Raw genomic sequence first — 24,727 nt, 5'->3', positions numbered from 1 at the left:
CCTGTCAATACAAATCTACCGGGTCTACATCCAGTGACCATCGCACTTGTCGGCCGCTGGGTATTTGCTCCAGCTCAAGCATCCAGCGACTTAATAGCCGATGCAGCGGCGCACGGGAGGTTGCCTGCAAGAGTAGCTGAGCGCGATAACGTCCGGCGCGACGCTCCATGGGGGCGGGTACCGGCCCGAGCAATTCGATGCCGCTCAGACTCAATTCACCCAGCAAACCCTCGGCGGCACTGCATGCTTCATCCAGGAAACCTTCGGCTTGTCCCGGTTTATGCGCCTCGGCACGCAACAATGCCAGGTGTGCAAAGGGCGGCAGGCCAGCGGCGCGGCGTTCACTCAAGGCCTGCTCGGCGAAGGCAAAGTAGCCTTGTTCCGTCAGTTGAATCAGCAATGGATGGTCGGCCAGGTGCGTCTGGATAATCACCCTGCCCGGCTCTTCGGCCCGTCCGGCGCGCCCTGCCACCTGCACGATCAACTGCGCCATGCGTTCGCTGGCGCGGAAATCCCCGGAGAACAACCCGCCGTCGGCGTCCAGGATCGACACCAGGGTCACCCGCGGGAAGTGATGCCCTTTGGCAAGCATTTGCGTGCCCACCAGGATGCACGGTTGGCCTTTCTGAATGGTGGCAAACAACTGGTTCATCGCGTCTTTGCGCGAGGTGCTGTCGCGGTCGACCCGCAGCACCGGGTAATCCGGAAACAGAATGCCCAGGCGCTCCTCGGCGCGCTCGGTGCCAGCCCCTACTGGACGCAGGTCCACCTTGCCGCACTGCGGACAATGGCGCGGCACCCGTTCCACATGGCCGCAGTGGTGGCAGCGCAGTTCGCCATAGCGCTGGTGCACGGTCATGCGTGCATCGCAGCGTTCGCACCCGGACATCCAACCGCAGTCATGGCACAGCAGCGTCGGGGCAAAGCCACGGCGATTGAGAAACACCAACACCTGTTGGCCTGCGGCAAGGGTCTGGCCGATGGCCTGTTGCATCGGGCCGGAGATACCACTGTCCAGCGGGCGGCTCTTTACGTCCAGGCGCAGGAACCGTGGTTGCTTGGCACCGCCGGCGCGCTCGTTCAGACGTAGCAGCCCGTAGCGGCCGGTGTAGGCGTTGTGCAGGCTTTCCAGGGATGGCGTGGCCGAGCCCAGCACAATCGGGATGTCTTCCTGGCGTGCGCGCACCAGTGCCAGGTCGCGGGCGTGGTAGCGCAGGCCTTCCTGTTGTTTATAGGAGCCGTCGTGTTCCTCGTCGATGATGATCAGCCCGGGGTTCTTCATCGGGGTGAACAGCGCCGAACGGGTGCCTATGATGATGTCGGCTTCACCGTCCCGCGCCGCCAGCCACGACTCCAGGCGCTCACGGTCATTGACCGCCGAGTGCACCAGGGCGATGCGGGCGTTGAAGCGTTGTTCGAAACGCGCCAGGGTCTGTGGGCCCAGGTTGATTTCGGGTATCAGCACCAGTGCCTGCTTGCCGGCCTGCAGGGTTTCGCGGATCAGTTGCAGATACACTTCGGTCTTGCCACTGCCGGTGACGCCGGCCAGCAGGAACGCATGGAAGCTGTCGAACCCAGCGCGAATCGCCTCATACGCGGCGCGTTGCTCGGGGTTCAGTGGCAATTCCGGTTGGGCCAGCCAGTGTTCGTGGCGCGGGTCCGGGGCGTGCTTGCGGATTTCCACCTGCACCAGGCCCTTGGCCAACAGCAGGTCGAGGCTGTCTTTGCTCAGCATCAGCTTGCTTAACAGCTGATGGGCGACGCCATGGGGGTGCTGGGCCAGTGTGGCCAGGGCTTCACGCTGGCGCGGGGCGCGGGCGATACGCGGGTCGTCCAGGCGTGCACCGGGCGCCATTGACCAGAAACGTTCTTGTCGCGCTTCGGCCAGTTCGCCCTGGCGCAGCAGCACCGGCAAAGCCCAGCTCAAGGTGTCGCCCAAGCTGTGCTGGTAATACTGCGCGGTCCACAGGCACAGCTTGAACAGCTCGGGCGGCAGCGGTGGCGTGGTGTCGAGGATGGCTATGGCGGGCTTGAGCTTTTCGGCGGGCACTTCGCTGTGATCGGTAACTTCCACCAGGATGCCGATCATCTCCCGCCGCCCGAACGGCACACGCACACGCATGCCCGGCTGCAACTGCGCCCGCAGCACGCCGGCCGGAGTCCGGTAATCGAACAGGCGGCGCAGGGGCGAGGGCAGGGCTAGGCGCAAAATGGCGTCGGGCACGCGAGGGGTCTCATATAAAGGCGGGCGGTGGTGCAGGGGCGCGAGCCTAGCAGAGAGGGGAGGGCTTGGGTATGCCACGGTTTTCTGATGAAAGGGGGGGTTCGACCAGAAGCGCCGCTTGCGCGTTTAAAAAGGTCTGGTAGAATCCGCGGCCTAATTACGTGCGGTATTCGACAATAGTGTCGAGTGGCGGCACGCTAGCCCGAGGAAGTGCCATGAAAGCCGATATCCATCCAGCGTACGAAACCATCGAAGTCACCTGCAGCTGCGGCAACAAGTTCGAAACCCGTTCGAACCTGTGCAAGCCACTGGGTACTGACGTATGCAACGAGTGCCACCCGTTCTACACCGGTAAGCAGAAAACTCTGGACACCGGCGGCCGTGTACAGCGCTTCGCAGATCGCTTTGGTGCTTTCGGCAAGAAGCCTGCTGCTGCTACTCCAGCAGAGTAAGGTTCAAGAGCCTTATGGGCTTTTGCCAGCTGTTGAAAAAGGCGTCCCTTGTGGGCGCCTTTTTTGTGTCTGGGATTTGGCTGGCGACCGTCCGGGCCGAAGCATTCTGCCCCGCACCGGCCTCTGTGGCGCATGTCGAGGTGCAGCGGGTGGTGGACGGCGACACCGTGCGCCTCAAGGATGGCCGCAGCGTGCGTATGATCGGCCTCAATGCGCCGGAAACCGGCAGGAAGGGGCGCACTGACGAGCCATTTGCCGTCGCCGCCCGCCAGCGTCTACAGGCCCTGGTACAGGCCAGTGATGGGCGTGTCGGTCTGGTGCCGGGACGCGAGGGCAAGGATCACTACGGTCGTACCCTGGCCCACCTTTACGGCGCCAACGGTGAGAACCTGGAGGCGCAATTGTTGGCCGAGGGTCTGGGTTTTCAGGTGGGCGTGGCGCCGAATGTGGACTTGGTTGCCTGCAAGCAGGCCGCCGAAAACAGCGCCCGCCAAGCGCGGCTCGGCCTGTGGCGCCAATCGCCGGTGCAGACCGTGGCGCAACTCAAGCAGTCCGGGTTTGCCCTGGTCACTGGCCGGGTCAGCAAGATCGAGCGCAATCGCGGCGGAATCTGGATTGAGTTGCAGGGTTCACTGGTATTACGCATTGCACCCAATCTGACCAGTCGTTTCGACGCGACCCTGCTCAATGGTCTGCAAGGCCGCACCATCGAGGCGCGTGGCTGGGTGCAGGATCGCTCCCGACGCGGCGGCCTGAAAAAAGGCCAGTCACGCTGGCTGTTGCCACTGACCGACCCCAGCATGCTGAAATCAGCGTCTTGAATAAAAAATTGTAGACATTTTTTATTTCGATTGTGAACAGTTGAGCCCTTGTATCCCGTGGCTCTTGGCCAAAAGTCGTAGCCCAGGGCCCTTGACACCTGTGACTGCCCAGTCTTGTAGGGACTTTACGACACGCGTATCCTCGGCGGTCCGTCGACCAACAGTAAAAGCGGAATGCCGATATGTCTGATTTGAAAACTGCCGCTCTCGAATACCATGCCCATCCTCGTCCAGGAAAGCTGAGTGTAGAGCTCACCAAAGCCACTGCCACTGCTCGCGACCTGTCGCTGGCCTACAGCCCTGGTGTTGCCGAGCCCGTACGTGAAATCGCCCGTGACCCAGAACTGGCGTACAAGTACACCGGCAAGGGCAACCTGGTTGCAGTGATTTCCGATGGCACCGCGATCCTTGGCCTGGGTAACCTCGGTCCATTGGCGTCCAAGCCAGTCATGGAAGGTAAAGGCGTGCTGTTCAAGCGCTTTGCCGGCATCGACGTTTTCGACATCGAAGTCGATTCCGAGAGCCCGCAGGCTTTCATCGACACGGTCAAGCGTATTTCCATCACCTTTGGTGGCATCAACCTGGAAGACATCAAGGCACCTGAGTGCTTCGAGATCGAAAAGGCCCTGATCGAGCAGTGCGACATTCCGGTATTCCACGATGACCAGCACGGCACCGCCATCGTTACCGCAGCCGGCATGATCAACGCCCTGGAAATCGCTGGCAAAACCCTGGGCGAGGCGAAGATCGTCTGCCTGGGCGCCGGCGCTGCGGCCATTTCCTGCATGAAGCTGATCATCAGCATGGGCGCCAAGCTGGAAAACATCTACATGGTCGACAGCAAGGGCGTGATCCAGTCCGAGCGTACCGACCTGAACCAGTACAAGGCGATGTTTGCCCATCCGTCCTCCAAGCGCACCCTGGCTGACGCCCTCGACGGTGCCGACGTGTTCGTCGGCCTGTCTGGCCCGAACCTGCTGAGCGCCGAAGGCCTGAAGTCCATGGCACCGAACCCGATCGTGTTCGCCTGCTCCAACCCGGATCCGGAAATCTCGCCAGAGCTGGCCCACGCCACCCGCAGCGACGTGATCATGGCCACCGGTCGTTCGGACTACCCGAACCAGGTCAACAACGTCCTGGGCTTCCCGTTCATCTTCCGTGGTGCCCTGGACGTACGCGCCAAGCGCATCAACGAAGAAATGAAAGTGGCCGCCGCCAACGCCCTGCGTGAACTGGCCAAGCTGCCAGTGCCTCAGGACGTCTGCGACGCCTACGGTGGTGCCAAGCTGGAATTCGGTCGTGAGTACATCATTCCGAAGCCAATGGATAAGCGCCTGATCACCCTGATCTCCGATGCCGTGGCCAAGGCCGCCATCGAGACCGGCGTGGCGACCTTGCCGTATCCTAAGAACTACCCGCTGCAAAGCGTGGATGATGTGTTCAACGGCTAAGCTGTTGTAGCGCACCAACAAAAAGCCCCGGCTCGAATGAGTCGGGGCTTTTTTTATGGCAATTCTCTTGAAGCCTATAGAGGTCAAATGTGGGAGGGGGCTTGCTCCCGATGGCGGTGTATCAGTCGCCATATTCATTGACTGACAGTCCGCCATCGGGAGCAAGCCCCCTCCCACATTTGGATCTATGTTGCGTCTTGAATCGGGTCAGAACAAATCGATCGGCGCGCCTTCGTCCGCCGGCAGCGGGCTGCCCGGTGCCACGCCATTGCCCAGCTCGTTGACCGACGGCGGCGTGTCTTCGCTTTTGAACAGCTCGAAGTACGCATTCGGCGTGCTTGGCGACGCGGCGCGGCCACTCACCGGGTCGATGCGCAGGCTGAGGATGCCTTCCGGTTCGGGCTGGGTGTGCAGTGGCTTGTCCTTCAGCGCGGCGCCCATGTAACTCATCCAGATCGGCAGGGCGACGGTGCCGCCAAACTCGCGGCGGCCCAGGCTTTCAGGCTGGTCGTAACCGGTCCACACAGTGGTCACGTAGTCGCCGTTATAGCCAGAGAACCAGGCGTCCTTGGATTCGTTGGTAGTACCGGTCTTGCCGGCAATATCTGCGCGGCCCAGGGCCAGTGCGCGGCGGCCGGTGCCCTTCTTGATCACGTCTTGCAGGATGCTGTTGAGAATATAGGTGGTACGGCCATCCACGATGCGCTCGGCGACTGCCGGGGCTTGCGGTTCGGTGGTCGCGGGGGCGGTTGCCGCAGGCGTCGTGCCTGGGGTTGGCTCAATGGTGATGCCGCCATTACTCGGTGCCGCAAGGCCATCGGTCGCTGCCACGCCATTGACCACGTCACCCGGCACCCGCGGTGGGTTGGCGGTAAACAGCATGTCGCCATTGCGGCTCTCGATCTTGTCGATCAGGTACGGCGTGATCTTGTAGCCGCCGTTGGCAAAGGTACTCCAGCCGGTGGCGATCTCCATCGGCGTGAGAGTCGCGGTGCCCAGGGCCAGGGACAGGTTTGGCGGCAGGTCGGACTTGGCGAAGCCAAAGCGCGTCATGTAGTCGATGGTCTTGCCCACGCCCATTGCCTGCAACAGGCGAATCGACACCAGGTTGCGCGACTTGTACAGCGCTTCGCGGATACGGATCGGGCCGAGGAAGGTGTTGGTGTCATTCTTCGGGCGCCAGACCTTGTCCAGGTATTCATCGACAAACACGATCGGCGCGTCGTTGACCAGGCTGGCGGCGGTGTAGCCGTTGTCCAGCGCGGCGCTGTAGACGAATGGCTTGAAGCTCGAACCCGGCTGGCGCTTGGCCTGGGTGGCGCGGTTGTAGTTGCTCTGCTCGAAGGCAAAACCGCCGACCAGTGCACGGATCGCACCGTTCTGCGGGTCCAGGGACACCAGGGCGCCTTGGGCGACCGGCACCTGGCTGAACTTGAGGCTGTCATCCTTCTGGCGTTGCACGCGGATCAAATCGCCCACCTGGGCCACGTCGGACGGCTGCTTGGGCATCGGCCCCATGCTGTTGGTATTCAGGAATGGTCGCGCCCACTTCATGCTGTCCCACGCCACATGCGCTTCGCCGGTACGGGTCAGCACCTGGATGCCGTCTTTTGTCACCTGGGTGACGATGGCCGGGTCCAGGCCGCTGATGGAGCGCTGCTTGCTCAATTCGGTGGTCCACGCGCTCAGGGTCTTGCCGGGCAGGCGCGATTCCGGACCGCGGTAGCCGTGGCGCTGGTCATAGGTGATCAGGCCTTCATGCACCGAGTTGTTGGCGATTTCCTGCAAGTTGCTTGGAACCGTCGTGGTCACTCGGAAGCCTTCGGTATAGGCGTCGCTGCCATAGCGGCCAACCATCTCGGCACGCGCCATTTCGGCGATATACGGCGCATTCACTTCCGGCGTCGGCACGTGATAACTGGCGTTCAGTGGCTCGGCTACAGCGCTTTCGTAGGCGGCCTGGTCGATCTTGCCCAGCTTGTACATGCGCCCCAGGATCCAGTCGCGCCGCTCTTTGCTGCGCGCCGGGTTGGCCAGCGGGTTAAAGCGCGATGGGGCCTTGGGCAGGCCGGCAATCATGGCCATCTGCGCCAGGCTGGCGTCACGAATCGACTTGCCATAGTAGACCTGGGAGGCGGCCTCGATGCCGTAGGCGCGGTTACCCAGGTAGATCTTGTTGACATACAGCTCGAGGATTTCGTCCTTGGTCAGCTGACGTTCGATCTGCAGTGCCAGCAGGATCTCGGTGGCCTTGCGGGAAAAACTGCGCTCGCTGGTAAGGAAGAAGTTCTTCGCCACCTGCATGGTAATGGTGCTGCCGCCGGATTGAATGTGTCCGCTTTTTACCAGCTGCGTGGCCGCGCGCACCAGGCTGCTGGGGTCGACACCGTAGTGGTTGGCGAAATTGTCGTCTTCGGCAGACAGCAAGGCGCTGATGAAATTGGGCGGAATATCGGCGAAACGGATCGGTGTACGGCGCATTTCGCCGAACTCCGCGATCAGTTTTTCATCGCTGCTGTAAACCCGCAAAGGAATCTGCAACTGGATACTTCTGAGGGCCTCTACGGAAGGCAAACCCGGACTAAGGTAGAGGTAGGCCCCGCTGAGTACGAGCAGCAGCCCGCAGACGATGGCGACAATGGAGTACCCGAAAAACTTCAGCAGACGAATCAAGGCTTTTGGATTTCCAGAGAAAAGAATGAGTTACGCGTCGGGGCATGCATGGCTAACGATGGATCGACCCGGGCAGCAGATAAAAAGCGGGAAAAAACGCTGGGCATTAAAGCATTTTTCAGCTTGGGGCGTCATTCGCGTGCCTTGAACAAGCCGACCGGATGCAAGGTGCCTGGCAGCAATCAGACGATACGACAGCCGGTATGACAGGGAAAGTTTTGGGGAGTTTTATGGGAAATGGATTTTTCAGGCGAAAAGTCGACACCGTCCTAGGGGTCGATATCAATGACAGCAGCATCAGGTTGATCGAGCTGGGCCGTTCAGCGGGCGTTTTCAGCGTCCAGGGCTACGTGACCCAGGCGCTGCCGACCCATGCGGTGGTCGATGGTGCCCTGTTGGACGTCGAAGGCGTGGGGCGGGCATTGCAGCAGGCATTATCGCGCCTGCGGCCCTCAGCCCGGAGCGCCGCCGTGGCGGTGGCGGGCCCTTCGGTTATCACGCGGTTGATCGAAATGGATGCAGGCCTCAGCGACGAGGAAATGGCCTGGAAGATCCAGATGGAAGCCGACCAGTTTATTCCCTATCCATTGGATGAAGTGGCCATCGATTTTCAGGTCCGGAGCCCGTCGGCCCAGGGGGAGCAATGGGTCGAAGTGATGTTGGCAGCGTGCCTGCGCGAGCAAGTCGAGGCGCGTGAAGCGGTTTTGGCTCTGGCGGGGCTGGTGCTGCAGGTGGTAGATGTGGAAGAGTTTGCATTGGAGCGCGCTTGCCGTCAGGATTTTGCCAGCTTCGCGCCGGGTCATCGAGTCGATGGCGCACAATGGGCCGTGGATGCCCAGGAGATGGGAGTGGCTTGCGGGTTGGCCCTGAGGAGTTTCGCTGGATGATACGAATCAATCTTTTGCCTTGGCGCCAGGCGCTGGCGGAACGCAGGCGTAGATATTTCCTGATGCTGATGCTGGCGTTTGCCTGCCTGGCACTGGCTGCAGTCTGGTTGGCTGATCAGGTGATCGACCAGGCGATAGATCGGCAGGTAAGTCGCAACAATCGCCTGGGTGAGGACATTGCCGTACAGGATTCACGGATCAGGACCATTGACGACCTGCAGGAGCGCAGCCAGCAGTTGGCCGAACGCATGAAGGTTGTGCAGGATCTGCACGACGCCCGTTCTTCCGGTGCCCGGCTGTTCGATCAGTTGGCTCGCGCAGTGCCCGAGGGCGTACATCTGCATGAGGTGGTGGCGAACGGCGATACCATCAGCATCCGCGGCAGTGCTGAAAGCCACCAGGATATCGCCCAGCTGATGCGTCGGCTCGAGGCCACGCAAGGGGCTCACGCGACTCGTCTGCAGCGCGTGCGGGCCGAAGGCGAGCGCGGCGAAAGTGAATTTCAGCTAATGGTGCGCCAGGGGGAAACCGTCGAGGCGCAACCATGAGCCTGCCCTGGCTCGACGTTTCCACGCTTTCCCACAACGCTGCCAAATGGCCCTTGCCCTGCCGGATCCTGCTCGGCTTTGCGCTGGCCGGCCTGGTGCTGCTGGTGGGTGAGGCTTTGTACCTGGGCCCGTCGCGGGAGCAGCTGCAGGCGCTCGAGGTTCGGGGGCATGCACTGCAACAGCAGCTTGCAGAAAAAACAGGATTGGCTACCAGTCTGGAGGCGCGTGCCGATCATTTGCGCGTGATGGAGGATAAGGTCGTGAGCCTTCTGCGGCAGTTGCCCGCAGAGTCCGAAGTGCCTGCCTTGCTCGAAGATGTTGCCCGGTTGGCGGTTGCCAATGGTGTATGGGTCGAGGGCATTAGGGTGCTGGATGAGGAGCCTCGGCAGCTCTACACCGAACAACCTATGCAGATGGGCGCGATCGGGGCCTACCACGACCTGGCGGCGTTCGTCAGTGCCTTGGGTGGGCTGCTTCGGGTCATCACCGTGCAGGATGTCACGCTTCGGCCTGAGGGCGCCTTGCTGCGTCTCGATATGTTGGCCAAGACCTATCGGGGCGCCACGCCAAGCGGCAAGGCCCGCCAGACGTTCGAGTCGGGCCCGCGATTTGTCTATGACCCTTCAACCCTGCGCGATCCGTTCCTGTCGCCCACCTTGCAGGCCGCCCGCGTGCCCGGTCGGCCGGCGCTTTCGCCGGATCTCACCCGGCCACGGGGGCTGCTGGAGGGCATGACCATCGATCAGTTCGAAATGGTCGGCACACTGTCCAATGGCGTGCAGGCTTTCGCCTTGCTGCGTGCGGGATCATTGGTGCATCGCCTGGCGGTCGGTGATTACCTTGGGCCGGACCATGGCCAGGTCACGGCCATCCAAGACGGTTATATCGAACTGGTCGAGCTGTTCCCCGATGACCAGGGCGCATGGCTGGAACGCCCGCGAACCCTGGTGCTGAACGTCAACTCATAACGGAATCAAACAATGAAAAGGACTTTCTCGTCCTTCGGTGTGGCGCTATGGATAGCGTTCACGGCACCGATGGCTGCCGCTGTGCCCAATCGCCCGGACCTGATCCGCCTGCCGCCGCCTGACAGTGCCTTGCCGGTCAGCTATACGGGCGAAAAATTGACCCTCAATTTTCAGGACATCGACCTGCGGGCGGTATTGCAGCAAATCGCCGATGTCGCCGGGCTCAACCTGGTGACCAGCGACGAGGTGCAGGGCTCGATCACCCTGCGGCTCAAGGACGTGCCCTGGGACCAGGCGCTGGATCTGGTGCTGCAAACCAAGGGCCTGGACAAACGGGTGAAGGCCGGCGTGTTGCTGGTGGCGCCCGCCGATGAATTGGCCGCTCGCGAACTGCTGGTGCTGGAGTCGCGCAAGCAGATGGCCGAGCTGGCACCGTTGCGTCGGGAGTTATTGCAGGTCAATTACGCCAAGGCTGCGGACCTGGCCAAGCTGTTCCAGTCGGTGACCGGTTTTGAGGGCGCCACGGATGAACGCGGCTCGGTGGCGGTGGATGACCGCACCAACAACATCATCGCCTACCAGACCGGCGAACGGCTGGAAGAGCTGCGGCGCATCGTGGCGCAGTTGGATATCCCGGTACGCCAGGTGATGATCGAGGCGCGAATCGTCGAGGCCAATGTCGACTACGACAAAAGCCTGGGCGTGCGCTGGGGTGGGCGGCTCAGCCGCGGCAACTGGGGCGCCGGAGGTATTTCCAAGCCCCTGGCGGACGGCGCCGAGCCCCCGCAAAGCCCGCCCAGTTCACCCTTCGTCGACCTGGGGTCGCTGACCGGTACGTCGGGGCTGGGTATCGCCTACATCACCGACAACCTGTTGCTGGATCTCGAACTGACGGCGATGGAGAAAAGCGGCAACGGCGAAATCGTTTCGCAGCCCAAGGTTGTCACGTCCGATAAAGAGACTGCGCGCATACTCAAAGGCACCGAGATTCCCTACCAGGAGTCCACCTCCCAGGGCGCTACCTCGGTGTCCTTCAAGGAAGCGTCCCTTTCACTGGAGGTCACGCCGCAAATCACCCCTGATGACCATGTGATCATGGCGGTCAAGGTCACCAAGGACGAGCCCGACTACCTGAACCGGCTCAATGACGTGCCGCCGATCAAGAAAAACGAAGTCAACGCCAAGGTGCTGGTTCGGGATGGCGAGACTATTGTCATCGGCGGGGTTTTCTCCAATACCCAAAGCAAAGTGGTAGATAAAGTGCCATTTTTGGGCGATGTACCGTATCTTGGCCGCCTTTTCCGACGCGATGTGGTGGCGGAGAAAAAATCCGAGCTGCTGGTATTCCTGACTCCGCGTATTATGAATAACCAGGCGATTGCTGTGAGTCGTTGATTCTGTGCGAAATTTGATTCTTGTAGGACCGATGGGGGCTGGAAAGAGCACCATCGGCCGTTTGCTGGCCAAAGAGCTGCGCCTGCCATTCAAAGACTCCGATAAGGAAATTGAATTGCGCACGGGTGCCAATATCCCATGGATCTTCGATAAGGAAGGCGAGCTGGGTTTTCGCGACCGTGAGCAGGCGATGATTGCCGAGCTGTGCGGCTGCGACGGCGTGGTGTTGGCGACCGGCGGTGGCGCAGTGATGCGCGATGAAAACCGTCGTGCGCTGCATGCCGGTGGTCGGGTGGTGTATTTGCATGCGTCGGTCGAGCAGCAGGTAGGCCGCACCGCCCGTGATCGCAATCGCCCGTTGCTGCGCACTGCTGACCCGGCGAAAACCTTGCGGGACCTGCTTGCACTACGCGATCCGCTGTATCGGGAAATCGCCGATCTGGTGGTGGAAACCGATGAACGGCCACCGCGAATGGTGGTGCTCGATATTCTTGAGCGCCTGCAGCGGCTGCCACCCCGTTAAAGCCTGGCCCGAAATGCGCTATTCTCGGCGGCGCGCCATAACCTTGCGAGGTGTGGCGTAGAGCTATCAAGTGGTGTCGGATCACGGCGCTGCCGGTCGTCAATATATCTTCAACGCGGGGACACATGCAGACACTTAAGGTCGATCTAGGCGAGCGCAGCTACCCGATCCACATTGGCGAAGGTCTTTTGGACCGGCCCGAGCTGCTTGCACCGCATATTGCCGGTCGGCAGGTGGCGATCATCTCCAACGAAACGGTCGCACCGTTGTATCTTGAGCGTCTGAGCCGCAGCCTTGTGGCGTATTCGGTGATCTCTGTGGTGTTGCCTGACGGCGAAGCCCACAAGAACTGGGAAACCCTGCAACTGATTTTTGATGGCCTGCTGACTGCGCGTCATGACCGTCGAACTACCGTGGTCGCCCTGGGCGGCGGTGTGATCGGCGACATGGCCGGTTTTGCCGCGGCCTGTTACCAGCGCGGCGTGGACTTTATCCAGGTGCCGACCACCCTGTTGTCCCAGGTCGATTCGTCGGTGGGCGGCAAGACCGGTATCAACCATCCGCTGGGCAAGAACATGGTCGGTGCTTTCTACCAGCCCCAAGCCGTGCTGATCGATACCACCACCCTCAACACCTTGCCGCCGCGGGAGCTGTCGGCGGGCCTGGCGGAAGTCATCAAGTACGGGCTGATCTGCGACGAGCCCTTCCTGACCTGGCTCGAAGAACACGTTGATGCCCTGCGCGCACTCGACCAGGTGGCCCTGACCGAAGCGATTTCCCGCTCCTGCGCCGCCAAGGCGCTGGTGGTGAATGCCGACGAACGGGAGTCTGGCGTACGCGCCACCCTGAACCTGGGCCATACCTTCGGCCATGCGATCGAAACGCACATGGGCTATGGTGTGTGGTTGCATGGGGAAGCCGTAGCGGCTGGCACTGTGATGGCATTGGAAATGTCGCAGCGCCTGGGCTGGATCAGCGCCCAGGAGCGCGATCGTGGCATCCGCCTGTTCCAGCGAGCCGGTTTGCCGGTCATCCCGCCGACGGAGATGACCGAGGCCGATTTCCTCGAACATATGGCAATAGACAAGAAAGTGATCGACGGTCGACTGCGACTGGTGCTGTTGCGCCACATGGGCGAGGCAGTGGTGACCGACGATTATCCGAAAGAGATTTTACAGGCCACGCTGGGAGCGGATTACCGCGCCCTGGCCCAGCTTAAAGGTTAATAAGATCCCGATGACTAGTTTGCATGCCGACGAGGCGTTCCTCGGCCATTATCACTTGAGCCATGACCCTTTCGCTCCACGGGTGCCTGGCTTCAAATTCTTCCCGGCCCAGCGCAAGCCCGTGCTGGGGCAACTGCACCACCTGGCACGCTACAGCCAGTTGCTGCTGGTGGTCACCGGCCCGTTGGGCAGCGGCAAGACCTTACTGCGCCAGGCGCTGGTCGCCAGCACTAACAAGCAATCGGTGCAGAGTGTGGTGGTCTCGGCCCGTGGCGCCGGCGATGCTGCAGGCGTGCTGCGCCAGGTGGCCCAGGCGCTGGACGTGGCCAATGCCGAGCCAAACGCGATTCTCAAGCAGGTGGTGCAACTGGGCCTGACCGGCCAGGAAGTCTATCTGCTGGTGGACGACGCCGAGCAGCTTGACGAATCTGCCCTCGAAGCGCTGCTGGCGCTTGCTGCGGGCACGCCGGAAGGTCGCCCGCATGTGTTCCTGTTTGGCGAGTCGTCGTTGATCGCCGATCTGGAGCAGATCAGCGGTGATCAGGAACTGTTCCACGTCATTGAGCTGCAGCCCTACGAAGAGGAAGAAACCCGCGAATACCTGGCTCAACGCCTTGAAGGCGCCGGGGCGGGTATCGAACTTTTCTCCGCTGCGCAGATCTCTGATATTCACGAAAGCTCCGATGGCTGGCCTGGCAACATCAACCAGGTTGCCCGCGATGCAATGATCGAAGCCATGATTGCCAGCCGCTCAGCGGTCAAGCGTCCAAAGATGGGGTTCACTATGCCTAAGAAGCACGTATTGGCTATTTCCGCCGTTGTCGTGGTCGCTGTTGCCGCCGCCTGGTTGATCCCGGGTCGCAATAAAGCACCGACAACGACCGGCGCGCCAACTGAGCAGGCGCAGTTGCCACTGGGTAAGCCCACGCCAAACGTCGAGTTCGCCAACTCCGGCCAACCGACCAACCTGCCGATGGTTGGTCAGCCTGTAATGCGTGGCCCGCTCGCCGAAGAAGCCGGTGGCATTTCCGAAGGCGACGACGGTGTGCCGGTGGAAGGATCCAGTGCCACGCCGCCGACCGTGACCACCACCGCGCCGCCTGCCGGCGTACCGGCTGGCACGCCAGCAACCCCGGTAGCGCCTGCCGCGCCGGTAGCGCCAGTTGCCAAGCCGACTCCGGCGCCGACGGTTGCGACAGCCAAGCCCGCAGCCCCAGTTGCCAAGCCGGCACCCGCACCTGCGGCCAAGCCTGCTGAAAAACCCGCGGCCACCGTGGCCAAGGCCGGCGCCGCCGGCAGCAGCTGGTACAGCAGCCAGCCTACCGGCAACTTCGTGGTGCAAATCCTCGGCACCAGCTCCGAGGCCAACGCCCAGGCGTTCGTCAAAGAGCAGGGCGGCCAGTACCGTTATTTCAAGAAAGTGCTCAACGGCAAGCCTCTCTACGTGATCACCTATGGCAGCTTCCCAAGCCGCGCCGCAGCTGATTCGGCCATCAAAGCCTTGCCAGCGAAGGTCCAGGCTGGTAAACCTTGGCCTCGCACTGTTGCCAGCGTTCAACAAGAACTGGCAACAACTCGCTGAAGATCCGGCGGCCTTACCCAGGCCGCCCTCCCGGCACCTCAAAAAAGATCGCAAGGCGTGCAGCCCCTCCAGGCCGCGCGCTTTGTGGTGTCTGCGTCACAGTGGCTTTTGAGTCGTAGCGGTCAGAATTAAAAAAGTTTTGACTAGCACAGCATATCGCTTTAAACCTTTCATAAATGCGACATAGATTTGCGACATTTCGTCGCTAAATTTGTGGGCGTCTGTGTCGGTGTGTACAATGACCTCCCTTTTGCCCCCGCTAAGTCGGCGTACGTTCGACGTGGAAGGTAACCGGTTGAATTGAAAAGAAATTTGCCTCGGTATAAGAGGCAGCCTGGTGAGAAAGTGTCTATGAAAGCAGGTCTGTACCAACCCGATGAATTCAAGGATAACTGCGGTTTCGGCCTGATAGCCCATATGCAGGGCGAGCCCAGTCATACCCTTTTGCAAACGGCCATCGAGGCCCTGACCTGCATGACCCACCGCGGTGGGATCAACGCCGACGGCAAGACCGGTGACGGTTGTGGCTTGCTGATTCAAAAACCCGACCAATTCCTGCGCGCTGTCGCCAAAGAGCATTTCGCCGCCGACCTGCCCAAGCAGTACGCCGTGGGCATGGTGTTTTTCAACCAGGACCCGGTCAAGGCCGAAGCCGCTCGCGAGAACATGAACCGCGAAATCGCCGCCGCCGGCCTGCAACTGGTCGGCTGGCGCAAAGTGCCAATCGACACCAGCGTGCTCGGCCGCCTTGCCCTGGAACGTCTGCCACAGATCGAACAAGTGTTCATAGCAGGCGACGGCCTGAGCGATCAGGACATGGCGATCAAGCTGTTCACTTCGCGTCGCCGTTCGTCGGTGCTCAATGCTGCCGATACCGATCACTACATCTGCAGCTTTTCCCACAAGACCATCATTTACAAAGGCCTGATGATGCCGGCGGATCTCACCGCCTTTTATCCGGACCTCAGCGATGAGCGCCTGCAAACCGCGATCTGCGTGTTCCACCAGCGCTTCTCCACCAACACCCTGCCGAAATGGCCGTTGGCTCAGCCGTTCCGCTTCCTCGCCCACAACGGCGAGATCAACACCATCACCGGCAACCGCAACTGGGCCGTGGCCCGTCGCACCAAGTTCGCCAACGATCTGATGGACCTGGAAGAGCTTGGCCCGCTGGTCAACCGCGTGGGTTCCGACTCCTCCAGCATGGACAACATGCTCGAACTGATGGTCACCGGTGGTATCGACCTGTTCCGTGGCGTGCGCATGATCATTCCGCCTGCGTGGCAGAACGTCGAGACCATGGACCCGGACCTGCGGGCGTTCTATGAATACAACTCGATGCACATGGAACCCTGGGACGGCCCGGCCGGCGTGGTCATGACCGACGGTCGCTACGCGGTGTGCCTGCTCGACCGTAACGGTCTGCGCCCGGCACGTTGGGTTACCACCACCAACGGCTTCATCACCCTGGCGTCGGAAATCGGCGTGTGGAACTACAAGCCGGAAGATGTGATCGCCAAAGGCCGCGTCGGCCCGGGCCAGATCCTGGCCGTGGACACCGAGACCGGGCAGATCCTCGACACCGACGCCATCGACAACCGCTTGAAGTCTCGTCACCCGTACAAGCAATGGCTGCGCAAGAACGCCCTGCGCATCCAGGCGACCATGGAAGACAACGACCACGGTTCGGCTTTCTACGACATCGACCAGCTCAAGCAGTACATGAAGATGTACCAGGTCACGTTCGAAGAGCGCGACCAGGTGCTGCGTCCGCTTGGCGAACAAGGCTACGAGGCCGTCGGCTCCATGGGCGACGACACGCCGATGGCCGTGCTGTCCCAGCGCGTGCGCACCCCGTATGACTATTTCCGCCAGCAGTTCGCCCAGGTCACCAACCCGCCGATCGACCCGCTGCGCGAAGCCATCGTGATGTCCTTGGAAGTGTGCCTCGGTGCCGAGCGCAACATCTTCCAGGAGTCGCCTGAGCACGCTTCCCGCGTGATCCTCAGCTCGCCGGTCATCTCCCCGGCCAAATGGCGCTCGCTGATGACCCTGGAGCGTCCAGGTTTCGACCGCCAGATCATTGACCTGAACTACGACGAAAGCCTCGGCCTTGAAGCTGCGGTGCGTAACGTCGCCGATCAGGCCGAAGAAGCCGTGCGCGCCGGGCGTACCCAGATCGTGCTGACCGACCGCCATATCGCGCCAGGCAAGCTGCCGATCCATGCTTCGCTCGCCACCGGCGCGGTGCACCACCGTCTGACCGAAAAGGGCCTGCGTTGCGACTCCAACATCCTCGTTGAGACCGCTACCGCCCGCGATCCGCATCACTTTGCAGTGCTGATCGGTTTCGGCGCGTCGGCGGTGTATCCGTTCCTGGCGTACGAAGTGCTCGGCGACCTGATCCGTACCGGTGAAGTCCTGGGCGATCTCTATGAGGTGTTCAAGAACTACCGTAAAGGCATCACCAAAGGCCTGCTGAAGATCCTGTCGAAGATGGGCATCTCCACAGTCACCTCGTACCGTGGCGCGCAACTGTTCGAAGCCATTGGCCTGTCGGAAGAAGTCTGCGAGCTGAGCTTTCGTGGTGTGCCGAGCCGCATCAAGGGCGCACGTTTCGTCGACCTCGAAGCCGAGCAGAAAGCCTTGGCGTTGGAGGCCTGGAGTGCACGCAAGCCGATCCAGCAAGGTGGCTTGCTCAAGTTTGTGCACGGTGGCGAATACCACGCCTACAACCCGGACGTGGTCAGCACTTTGCAAGCCGCCGTGCAGCAGGGCGACTACGCCAAGTTCAAGGAATACACGAGCCTGGTGGATAACCGCCCGGTATCGATGATCCGCGACCTGTTCAAGGTGAAGACGTTGGACACGCCGATGGACATCAGCGAAGTCGAGCCGCTGGAATCGATCCTCAAGCGCTTCGACTCTGCCGGTATTTCCCTGGGTGCCTTGTCGCCCGAGGCCCACGAGGCCCTGGCCGAGGCCATGAACCGCCTGGGTGCGCGTTCCAACTCCGGTGAAGGCGGCGAAGATCCGGCGCGCTACGGCACCATCAAGAGCTCAAAAATAAAACAGGTCGCCACTGGCCGTTTCGGCGTTACCCCGGAATACCTGGTCAACGCCGAAGTGCTGCAGATCAAGGTGGCCCAGGGCGCCAAGCCTGGTGAAGGCGGCCAGTTGCCAGGCGGCAAGGTCAACGGTCTGATCGCCAAGCTGCGTTATGCGGTGCCGGGCGTGACGCTGATCTCTCCACCGCCGCACCACGACATCTATTCAATCGAAGACTTGTCGCAGCTGATTTTCGACTTGAAACAAGTCAACCCGCAGGCCCTGGTCTCGGTGAAGCTGGTGGCGGAAGCTGGCGTCGGTACCATTGCTGCCGGCGTGGCCAAGGCCTATGCCGACCTGATCACTATCTCCGGCTACGACGGCGGTACCGGCGCTTCGCCGCTGACCTCCATCAAGTACGCCGGCGCGCCATGGGAACTCGGCCTGGCCGAAACCCACCAGACCCTGCGTGGCAACGACCTGCGCGGCAAAGTGCGGGTACAGACCGACGGCGGCCTTAAAACTGGCCTCGACGTGATCAAGGCGGCGATCCTCGGCGCCGAAAGCTTCGGCTTCGGCACCGCGCCAATGATCGCCCTGGGCTGCAAGTATTTGCGCATCTGCCACCTGAATAACTGCGCCACTGGCGTAGCGACCCAGAACGAGAAGCTGCGCAAGGATCACTACATCGGCACCGTCGACATGGTGGTGAACTTCTTCACCTACGTCGCCGAAGAAACCCGTGAGTGGCTGGCCAAGCTGGGCGTGCGCTCCCTCGAAGAGCTGATCGGGCGTACCGACCTGCTGGATATCCTCGAAGGCCAGACCGCCAAGCAACAACACCTGGACCTGACGCCGCTGTTGGGCAGCGATCACATTCCGGCAGACAAGCCACAATTCTGCCAGGTGGACCGCAACCCGCCGTTCGACAAAGGCCTGTTGGCCGAGAAGATGGTCGACATGGCGGGCAGTGCGATCAATGACGCCAGTGGTGGCGAATTTGCCCTGGATATCTGCAACTGCGACCGGTCCATCGGCGCACGCATCTCCGGCGAAATCGCGCGCAAGCACGGTAACCAAGGCATGGCGAAAGCGCCGATCACCTTCCGCTTCAAAGGCACGGCGGGCCAGAGCTTCGGCGTGTGGAACGCCGGCGGCCTGCACATGTACCTGGAAGGCGACGCCAACGACTACGTGGGCAAGGGCATGACCGGTGGCAAGCTGGTCATCGTTCCGCCGGCCGGCAGCGTCTACAAGACCCAGGACAGTGCCATTATCGGCAACACCTGCTTGTACGGCGCCACCGGAGGCAAGCTGTTCGCCGCCGGCACCGCCGGTGAGCGCTTCGCCGTGCGTAACTCCGGTGCCCACACCGTGGTGGAAGGCACTGGCGATCACTGCTGCGAGTACATGACCGGCGGCTTTGTCGCGGTACTGGGCAAGACCGGTTACAACTTCGGTTCGGGCATGACCGGCGGTTTCGCCTACGTGCTCGACCAGGACAATACCTTCGTCGACAAGGTCAACCACGAGTTGGTCGAGATCCAGCGGATCAGCGGCGAAGCCATGGAGTCCTACCGGAACCACTTGCAGCACGTGCTGGACGAGTATGTCGAGGAAACCGGCAGCGAATGGGGTCGTGAACTCGCCGAGAACCTCGATGATTACCTGCGTCGTTTCTGGCTGGTCAAGCCCAAGGCTGCCAACCTGAAATCCTTGCTCTCCAGCATCCGTGCCAACCCGCAGTGATATGCGCCTGAACAGTTTGATGAGGTTTTAACATGGCTGAACGTCTGAATAACGACTTCCAGTTCATCGATGTCGGGCGCAAAGATCCGAAGAAGAAACTGTTGCGTCAACGCAAGAAAGAGTTCGTGGAAATCTACGAGCCCTTCAAACCCCAGCAATCGGCCGACCAGGCTCACCGCTGCCTGGGGTGCGGTAACCCGTATTGCGAGTGGAAGTGCCCGGTGCACAACTTCATTCCCAACTGGCTCAAGCTGGTGGCCGAGGGCAACATCCTCGCTGCCGCCGAGCTGTCGCACCAGACCAATACCCTGCCGGAAGTCTGCGGCCGGGTGTGCCCGCAGGACCGTCTGTGCGAGGGGGCGTGCACCCTCAACGACGGCTTCGGCGCGGTGACCATCGGTTCGGTGGAGAAGTACATCACCGATACTGCGTTCGCCATGGGCTGGCGCCCGGACATGTCCAAGGTCAAGCCGACCGGCAAGCGCGTTGCGATCATCGGCGCGGGCCCGGCGGGCCTGGGCTGTGCCGACGTATTGGTGCGTGGTGGCGTGACCCCGGTGGTCTTCGACAAGAACCCGGAAATCGGTGGCCTGCTGACCTTCGGTATTCCCGAGTTCAAGCTGGAAAAAACCGTACTGAGTCACCGTCGTGAAGTCTTCACCGGTATGGGTATCGAGTTCCGGCTCAATACCGAAGTCGGCAAAGACATCACCATGGAGCAACTGCTCGCCGAATACGATGCGGTGTTCATGGGCATGGGCACCTACACTTACATGAAGGGAGGCTTTGCCGGTGAAGACCTGCCAGGCGTATATGACGCGCTCGACTTCCTGATCGCCAACGTCAACCGCAACCTGGGCTTTGAAAAGTCGCCGGAAGATTTCGTCGACATGAAAGGCAAGAAGGTCGTGGTGCTTGGCGGTGGCGACACCGCGATGGACTGCAACCGTACGTCGATCCGCCAGGGCGCCAAGTCGGTCACCTGTGCCTATCGCCGTGACGAGGCCAACATGCCCGGCTCGCGCAAAGAGGTGAAGAACGCCAAGGAAGAAGGGGTGAAATTCCTCTACAACCGCCAGCCGATTGCCATCGTCGGTGAAGACCGTGTCGAAGGCGTGAAGGTGGTCGAGACCCGTCTCGGCGAGCCGGATGCCCGTGGCCGTCGCAGCCCTGAGCCGATCCCGGGCTCCGAAGAGATCATCCCGGCCGACGCCGTGGTCATCGCTTTCGGCTTCCGCCCAAGCCCGGCGCCATGGTTCGAGCAGTTCCAGATCCAGACCGACAGCCAGGGCCGCGTCGTCGCCCCGGAACAAGGCCAGTACAAGCACCAGACCAGCAACCCGAAAATCTTCGCCGGTGGCGATATGGTGCGCGGGTCTGACCTGGTAGTGACAGCGATTTTCGAAGGCCGCAACGCCGCCGAAGGCATCCTGGACTACCTGCAAGTCTGACCCCGATCCTGAATTGAAATGGGATCAAACTGTGGGAGGGGCGGTGCGACGATTCGACTTGCCCCCGATAGCGGTGTATCAGTCACCAGATTCATTGACTGACGCACCGCAATCGGGAGCAAGCCCCCTCCCACATTTGTTTTGCGCTCTGTGCAAGCTACCGCGACAAATTGACCCGATAGACAAAAGGCACGGCGCATTCCGTGCCTTTTGCGTCGCGCTCTGAGAAAATGCCCGCACTTTTTTTGCGGATGCCGACATGACTGCCCTCAAGAACGACCGTTTCCTTCGTGCCCTGCTCAAGCAACCTGTAGACGTCACCCCCGTGTGGATGATGCGTCAAGCCGGTCGCTACCTGCCGGAATACCGCGCCAGTCGCGCCCACGCCGGCGACTTCATGAGCCTGTGCATGAATCCTGCGTTCGCCTGTGAAGTCACGATGCAGCCGCTGGACCGCTACCCACAACTGGACGCGGCCATCCTCTTTTCCGACATCCTCACCATCCCCGACGCCATGGGCCAGGGCCTGTATTTCGAAACCGGCGAAGGCCCGCGCTTCAGGAAAGTCGTCAGCACCCTGGCCGATATTGAAGCCCTGCCGATTCCTGATCCGCACAAAGACCTCGGCTATGTGATGGATGCGGTCAGCACCATCCGCCGCGAGCTGAACGGCCGCGTGCCGCTGATCGGCTTCTCCGGTAGCCCCTGGACCCTGGCCACCTACATGGTCGAAGGCGGCTCGTCGAAAGACTTCCGCAAGACCAAGGCCATGCTCTACGACAACCCGCAAGCCATGCACCTGCTGCTGGACAAGCTCGCGCAGTCGGTCACCTCGTACCTCAACGGCCAGATCATGGCCGGCGCCCAAGCGGTGCAGATCTTCGATACCTGGGGTGGCAACCTGTCGGCGGCGGCGTACCAGGAATTCTCCCTGGCCTACATGCGCAAGATCGTCAGCGGGCTGATCCGCGAACATGAAGGTCGCAAGGTTCCGGTCATCCTGTTCACCAAGGGCGGCGGCCTGTGGCTGGAAAGCATCGCCGATGCTGGCGCTGATGCATTGGGCCTGGACTGGACCTGCGATATCGGCGAAGCCCGCCGTCGCGTTGGCAACCAGGTTGCGCTGCAAGGCAACATGGACCCCACTGTGCTGTACGCCAAGCCGGAAGCGATCCGCACGGAAGTCGGGCGCATCCTGGCCAGCTATGGCAAGGGCACCGGCCATGTGTTCAACCTCGGCCATGGCATCACGCCGGAAGTGAATCCGGAACATGCGGGTGCATTCCTGCGTGCGGTGCATGAACTGTCGGCGCAATACCACGAATAAAGCACAAAGCAAAAATGTGGGAGGGGGCTTGCCCCCTCCCACATTAAAAGCCAGAAACCTTCAGACCTGCCCCAACGGCGGCAACTTCGCCAGCTTCAACGCCACCAGCAACGCGCCAATCAGCAGCGCCACGATAAACCCGCCAATCCCGTTCCATCCGGCAAAGTGCCAGAAGAACCCGCCCGCCGTCCCGGCAATACTCGATCCCACGTAGTAACAGAACAGGTAAAGCGACGACGCCTGCCCCTTGGCTTTCACCGCGCGGCGGCCGATCCAGCTGCTGGCCACCGAATGCGCGCCGAAGAAGCCGAAGGTGAACACCAGCATGCCCGGCACTACCAGCCACAGCGGCGTGAACAGCGTCAGTAACATCCCCGAAAGCATCAACACGATGGTGCCCCACAGCACGCGGCGGCGGCCAAGGCGGTCGGCCAGGGAGCCGATCTTGGCCGAGCTGTAGATACCCGAGAGGTACACCAGCGACAGCAGGCCCACCAACGCCTGGCTCAGCTCGTAGGGCGAAGCCAGCAAGCGATAACCGATGTAGTTGAACATCGTCACGAACGCGCCCATCAGCAGGAAGGCTTCGAGGAACAGCCACGGCAGGCCCGCGTCCTTGAAGTGCATGACAAAACCATCCACCAGGCTACGCGGCTTGAGGCTGCTTGCGCGGAAGTTGCGCGATTCAGGGAGGATCTTCCAGAACACCGTGGCGGCGATAAGCGCCAGGGCACCGATGATCAGCATTGCGGTGTGCCAGCTGACGAAGTCGATCAACACGCCGATGATCAGGCGCCCACTCATGCCTCCAATCGCGTTGCCGCCGATGTACAAACCCATGGCCAGGCCGATGTGCTGCGGGTGGATCTCTTCGCTGAGGTAGGTCATCGCCACGGCGGCCAGGCCGCTCAGGGACAGGCCCACCAACGCCCGCATCAGCAGAATCCCCTCCCAGGTCGGCATCAGACCGCTGGCGATGGTGGCGAGTGCGGCGCAGAACAACGCGGCGACCATCACCGGCTTGCGCCCCAGCCTGTCGGAAATTGGCCCGGTGACCAGCAGGCCGCAGGCAAGCATCGCGGTCGCCACCGATAGAATCAGGCTGCTTTGCGCCGCATTGATGGAAAACTCGTGGGACAGCGCCGGCATCATCGGCTGTACGCAATACAACAGGGCAAAGGTGGCAAACCCACCGGAGAACAGCGCCAGCACCGTGCGCATGAACATCGGCGTGCCTTTTTCGATGTACGCGTCATTGAGCTGCGCCACCACTTCGTCGAGGGCGGAGGGGGGCGTTTGTTGGGTGAGTGGAGCAACAGCAGAATTCACGGAGACCTCGGGGAGGAAGGGCTGCCAGGACCGGCAATGCAAAAAAGAATATAGCTGCCTAATGATTCTTTCCAATATATTGTTCGACCTGTTTGATAGGTTTTACGACCTAATGAGGGATACATGGAATTACGTCATCTGCGGTACTTCATCGCCGTTGCCGAAGAACTGCATTTTGGTCGCGCCGCGCAGGTGCTGGGTATCTCGCAACCGCCCCTGAGCCAACAGATCCAGGCGCTGGAACAAGAGGTGGGTGCGCGGCTATTTGAGCGCACCAATCGTCGGGTCGAGCTGAGCGAGGCAGGGCGGCTGTTCCTGCAAGAGGCGCGACTGGTACTGGCCCAGGTCGACAAGGCGGCGGACGTGGCGCGCAGGGCGCAATCGGGAGAGCTCGGGGAATTGAAGATCGGCTTCACGTCTTCCGCACCGTTCAATTCCAGCATTCCCCAGGCGATCTTTGCGTTTCGCCAGGCTTTCCCGGCCGTGCACCTCAACTTGCAAGAGATGAGCAGCACCGAGGTGGCCGAGTCGCTGGTGGATGAGTCGATCCAGGTCGGGCTGATGCGACCTTTGCCATTGCCCGATTCGCTGAGCGTGGTCGAGTTGATGCGCGAGCCGCTGGTCGCGGTCTTGAACGCCGGCCATCCCTTGGTGGAAGGCAGCGAGCGCGGCTTGCACCTGGCGCAATTGGCGCAGGAGCCCTTTGTGTTTTTCCCACGCACCTACGGCAGCGGCCTGTATGCCCAACTGCTCAACCTGGCCCGCGACGCCGGGTTCAGCCCGCATTTTGCCCAGGAAGCGGGGGAGGCGATGACCATCATCGGCCTGGTGGCGGCGGGGTTGGGCGTGTCGGTGTTGCCGGCGTCTTACCAGCGTATTCGCATTGATGGCGTGGTCTATCGCACGCTGCTCGACCCAGAGGCGATGACGGCGGTGTGGCTGGTACAGCGCAAGGGCGTGCAAACGCCGATGGCGAAGGGGTTTGTGGAGTTGTTGACGCACAGGGCATCTGAATAACGCCCTTGAGAACATGGCATATCTCATGTGGGAGGGGGCTTGCTCCCGATAGCGGT

The 24,727-nt window shown here is 61.4% G+C and carries 16 protein-coding genes and 1 pseudogene; 14 read left to right on the top strand and 3 right to left on the bottom strand.

Features of this window, described 5'->3' with window-relative positions; genetic code table 11:
* Nucleotides 1-4 precede the first annotated feature (4 nt).
* Nucleotides 5-2,224, bottom strand: a complete 2,220-nt coding sequence (locus NMB39_RS26720) for a primosomal protein N' (RefSeq protein ID WP_494339850.1) — start codon at nt 2,222-2,224, stop codon at nt 5-7.
* Between the two features lie 215 nt (nt 2,225-2,439).
* Here NMB39_RS26720 and rpmE point away from each other — a divergent pair, with 215 nt between their 5' ends.
* The 3 genes from rpmE (at nt 2,440) to NMB39_RS26705 (ending at nt 4,948) form a co-directional block, all read left to right on the top strand.
* The gene (gene rpmE, locus NMB39_RS26715) at nt 2,440-2,676 is read left to right on the top strand and encodes a 50S ribosomal protein L31 (protein WP_003237330.1); all 237 of its coding nucleotides are present in this window, start codon (nt 2,440-2,442) and stop codon (nt 2,674-2,676) included.
* Between the two features lie 14 nt (nt 2,677-2,690).
* Entirely contained in the window at nt 2,691-3,497 is an 807-nt protein-coding gene (locus NMB39_RS26710) for a thermonuclease family protein (protein WP_494339851.1), read from the top strand.
* 182 nt (nt 3,498-3,679) lie between these two features.
* Nucleotides 3,680-4,948 (top strand): malic enzyme-like NAD(P)-binding protein, encoded by a 1,269-nt coding sequence (locus NMB39_RS26705; protein WP_005784034.1) that lies wholly within the window; start codon nt 3,680-3,682, stop codon nt 4,946-4,948.
* A 207-nt stretch (nt 4,949-5,155) separates the two neighbouring features.
* Here the strand turns inward: NMB39_RS26705 and NMB39_RS26700 are convergent, their stop codons facing one another.
* Nucleotides 5,156-7,618 carry a penicillin-binding protein 1A gene (locus NMB39_RS26700; RefSeq protein ID WP_494340564.1) on the bottom strand — a complete coding sequence of 821 codons (2,463 nt, stop codon included), beginning with the start codon at nt 7,616-7,618 and terminating at the stop codon, nt 5,156-5,158.
* 233 nt (nt 7,619-7,851) lie between these two features.
* On the opposite strand from NMB39_RS26700, the gene pilM reads away from it, so the two are divergent.
* From pilM to hemE, 10 genes and pseudogenes are all read left to right on the top strand, one after another.
* Nucleotides 7,852-8,508 (top strand): type IV pilus assembly protein PilM, encoded by a 657-nt coding sequence (gene pilM, locus NMB39_RS26695; RefSeq protein ID WP_198719545.1) that lies wholly within the window; start codon nt 7,852-7,854, stop codon nt 8,506-8,508.
* The gene (locus tag NMB39_RS26690; RefSeq protein WP_494339852.1) at nt 8,505-9,056 is read left to right on the top strand and encodes a PilN domain-containing protein; all 552 of its coding nucleotides are present in this window, start codon (nt 8,505-8,507) and stop codon (nt 9,054-9,056) included. Before pilM ends, NMB39_RS26690 begins: the two co-directional genes overlap by 4 nt.
* Nucleotides 9,053-10,024: a pilus assembly protein PilP gene (locus tag NMB39_RS26685; protein WP_494339853.1), complete on the top strand. Its 972-nt coding sequence runs from the start codon at nt 9,053-9,055 to the stop codon at nt 10,022-10,024. The genes NMB39_RS26690 and NMB39_RS26685 overlap by 4 nt, the downstream gene beginning before the upstream one ends.
* 138 nt (nt 10,025-10,162) lie before the next feature.
* Nucleotides 10,163-11,419: pseudogene (locus NMB39_RS26680) on the top strand (type IV pilus secretin PilQ); the annotation flags it as partial.
* Nucleotides 11,420-11,423: 4 nt separating this feature from the next.
* The gene (aroK, locus tag NMB39_RS26675; RefSeq protein ID WP_003187914.1) at nt 11,424-11,942 is read left to right on the top strand and encodes a shikimate kinase AroK; all 519 of its coding nucleotides are present in this window, start codon (nt 11,424-11,426) and stop codon (nt 11,940-11,942) included.
* Nucleotides 11,943-12,067: 125 nt separating this feature from the next.
* Nucleotides 12,068-13,168, top strand: a complete 1,101-nt coding sequence (gene aroB, locus NMB39_RS26670; protein ID WP_057023505.1) for a 3-dehydroquinate synthase — start codon at nt 12,068-12,070, stop codon at nt 13,166-13,168.
* A 10-nt stretch (nt 13,169-13,178) separates the two neighbouring features.
* Nucleotides 13,179-14,750: an SPOR domain-containing protein gene (locus NMB39_RS26665; protein ID WP_057023504.1), complete on the top strand. Its 1,572-nt coding sequence runs from the start codon at nt 13,179-13,181 to the stop codon at nt 14,748-14,750.
* Between the two features lie 351 nt (nt 14,751-15,101).
* Nucleotides 15,102-19,547, top strand: a complete 4,446-nt coding sequence (gltB, locus tag NMB39_RS26660; RefSeq protein ID WP_057023503.1) for a glutamate synthase large subunit — start codon at nt 15,102-15,104, stop codon at nt 19,545-19,547.
* Nucleotides 19,548-19,579: 32 nt separating this feature from the next.
* The gene (locus tag NMB39_RS26655) at nt 19,580-20,998 is read left to right on the top strand and encodes an FAD-dependent oxidoreductase (RefSeq protein WP_494339854.1); all 1,419 of its coding nucleotides are present in this window, start codon (nt 19,580-19,582) and stop codon (nt 20,996-20,998) included.
* A gap of 259 nt (nt 20,999-21,257) precedes the next feature.
* Nucleotides 21,258-22,325 carry a uroporphyrinogen decarboxylase gene (gene hemE, locus NMB39_RS26650; RefSeq protein WP_046070564.1) on the top strand — a complete coding sequence of 356 codons (1,068 nt, stop codon included), beginning with the start codon at nt 21,258-21,260 and terminating at the stop codon, nt 22,323-22,325.
* 60 nt (nt 22,326-22,385) lie between these two features.
* Here the strand turns inward: hemE and NMB39_RS26645 are convergent, their stop codons facing one another.
* On the bottom strand, nt 22,386-23,597 hold the full coding sequence (locus NMB39_RS26645) for an MFS transporter (RefSeq protein ID WP_370881247.1): 1,212 nt from the start codon (nt 23,595-23,597) through the stop codon (nt 22,386-22,388).
* Between the two features lie 180 nt (nt 23,598-23,777).
* Between NMB39_RS26645 and NMB39_RS26640 the strand changes: the two genes are divergently transcribed.
* Nucleotides 23,778-24,671, top strand: coding sequence for a LysR family transcriptional regulator (locus tag NMB39_RS26640; RefSeq protein WP_494339855.1), 894 nt, complete (start codon nt 23,778-23,780; stop codon nt 24,669-24,671).
* Nucleotides 24,672-24,727: the final 56 nt, after the last annotated feature.

This window comes from Pseudomonas sp. FBCC-B545 (genome assembly GCF_059134095.1).
The sequence above is the reverse complement of the archived record's forward strand: the minus strand, read 5'-3'. Positions and strand labels throughout refer to the sequence as shown.

Bases quoted from the DNA above. Each gene is read 5' to 3' on its own strand.
- NMB39_RS26685 (WP_494339853.1), top strand. From the start codon at position 9,053: ATGAGCCTGCCCTGGCTCGACGTTTCCACGCTTTCCCACAACGCTGCC.
- NMB39_RS26690 (WP_494339852.1), top strand. From the start codon at position 8,505: ATGATACGAATCAATCTTTTGCCTTGGCGCCAGGCGCTGGCGGAACGC.
- NMB39_RS26710 (WP_494339851.1), top strand. From the start codon at position 2,691: ATGGGCTTTTGCCAGCTGTTGAAAAAGGCGTCCCTTGTGGGCGCCTTT.
- hemE (WP_046070564.1), top strand. From the start codon at position 21,258: ATGACTGCCCTCAAGAACGACCGTTTCCTTCGTGCCCTGCTCAAGCAA.
- gltB (WP_057023503.1), top strand. From the start codon at position 15,102: ATGAAAGCAGGTCTGTACCAACCCGATGAATTCAAGGATAACTGCGGT.
- NMB39_RS26705 (WP_005784034.1), top strand. From the start codon at position 3,680: ATGTCTGATTTGAAAACTGCCGCTCTCGAATACCATGCCCATCCTCGT.
- rpmE (WP_003237330.1), top strand. From the start codon at position 2,440: ATGAAAGCCGATATCCATCCAGCGTACGAAACCATCGAAGTCACCTGC.
- NMB39_RS26640 (WP_494339855.1), top strand. From the start codon at position 23,778: ATGGAATTACGTCATCTGCGGTACTTCATCGCCGTTGCCGAAGAACTG.
- pilM (WP_198719545.1), top strand. From the start codon at position 7,852: ATGGGAAATGGATTTTTCAGGCGAAAAGTCGACACCGTCCTAGGGGTC.
- aroB (WP_057023505.1), top strand. From the start codon at position 12,068: ATGCAGACACTTAAGGTCGATCTAGGCGAGCGCAGCTACCCGATCCAC.
- NMB39_RS26655 (WP_494339854.1), top strand. From the start codon at position 19,580: ATGGCTGAACGTCTGAATAACGACTTCCAGTTCATCGATGTCGGGCGC.
- NMB39_RS26665 (WP_057023504.1), top strand. From the start codon at position 13,179: ATGACTAGTTTGCATGCCGACGAGGCGTTCCTCGGCCATTATCACTTG.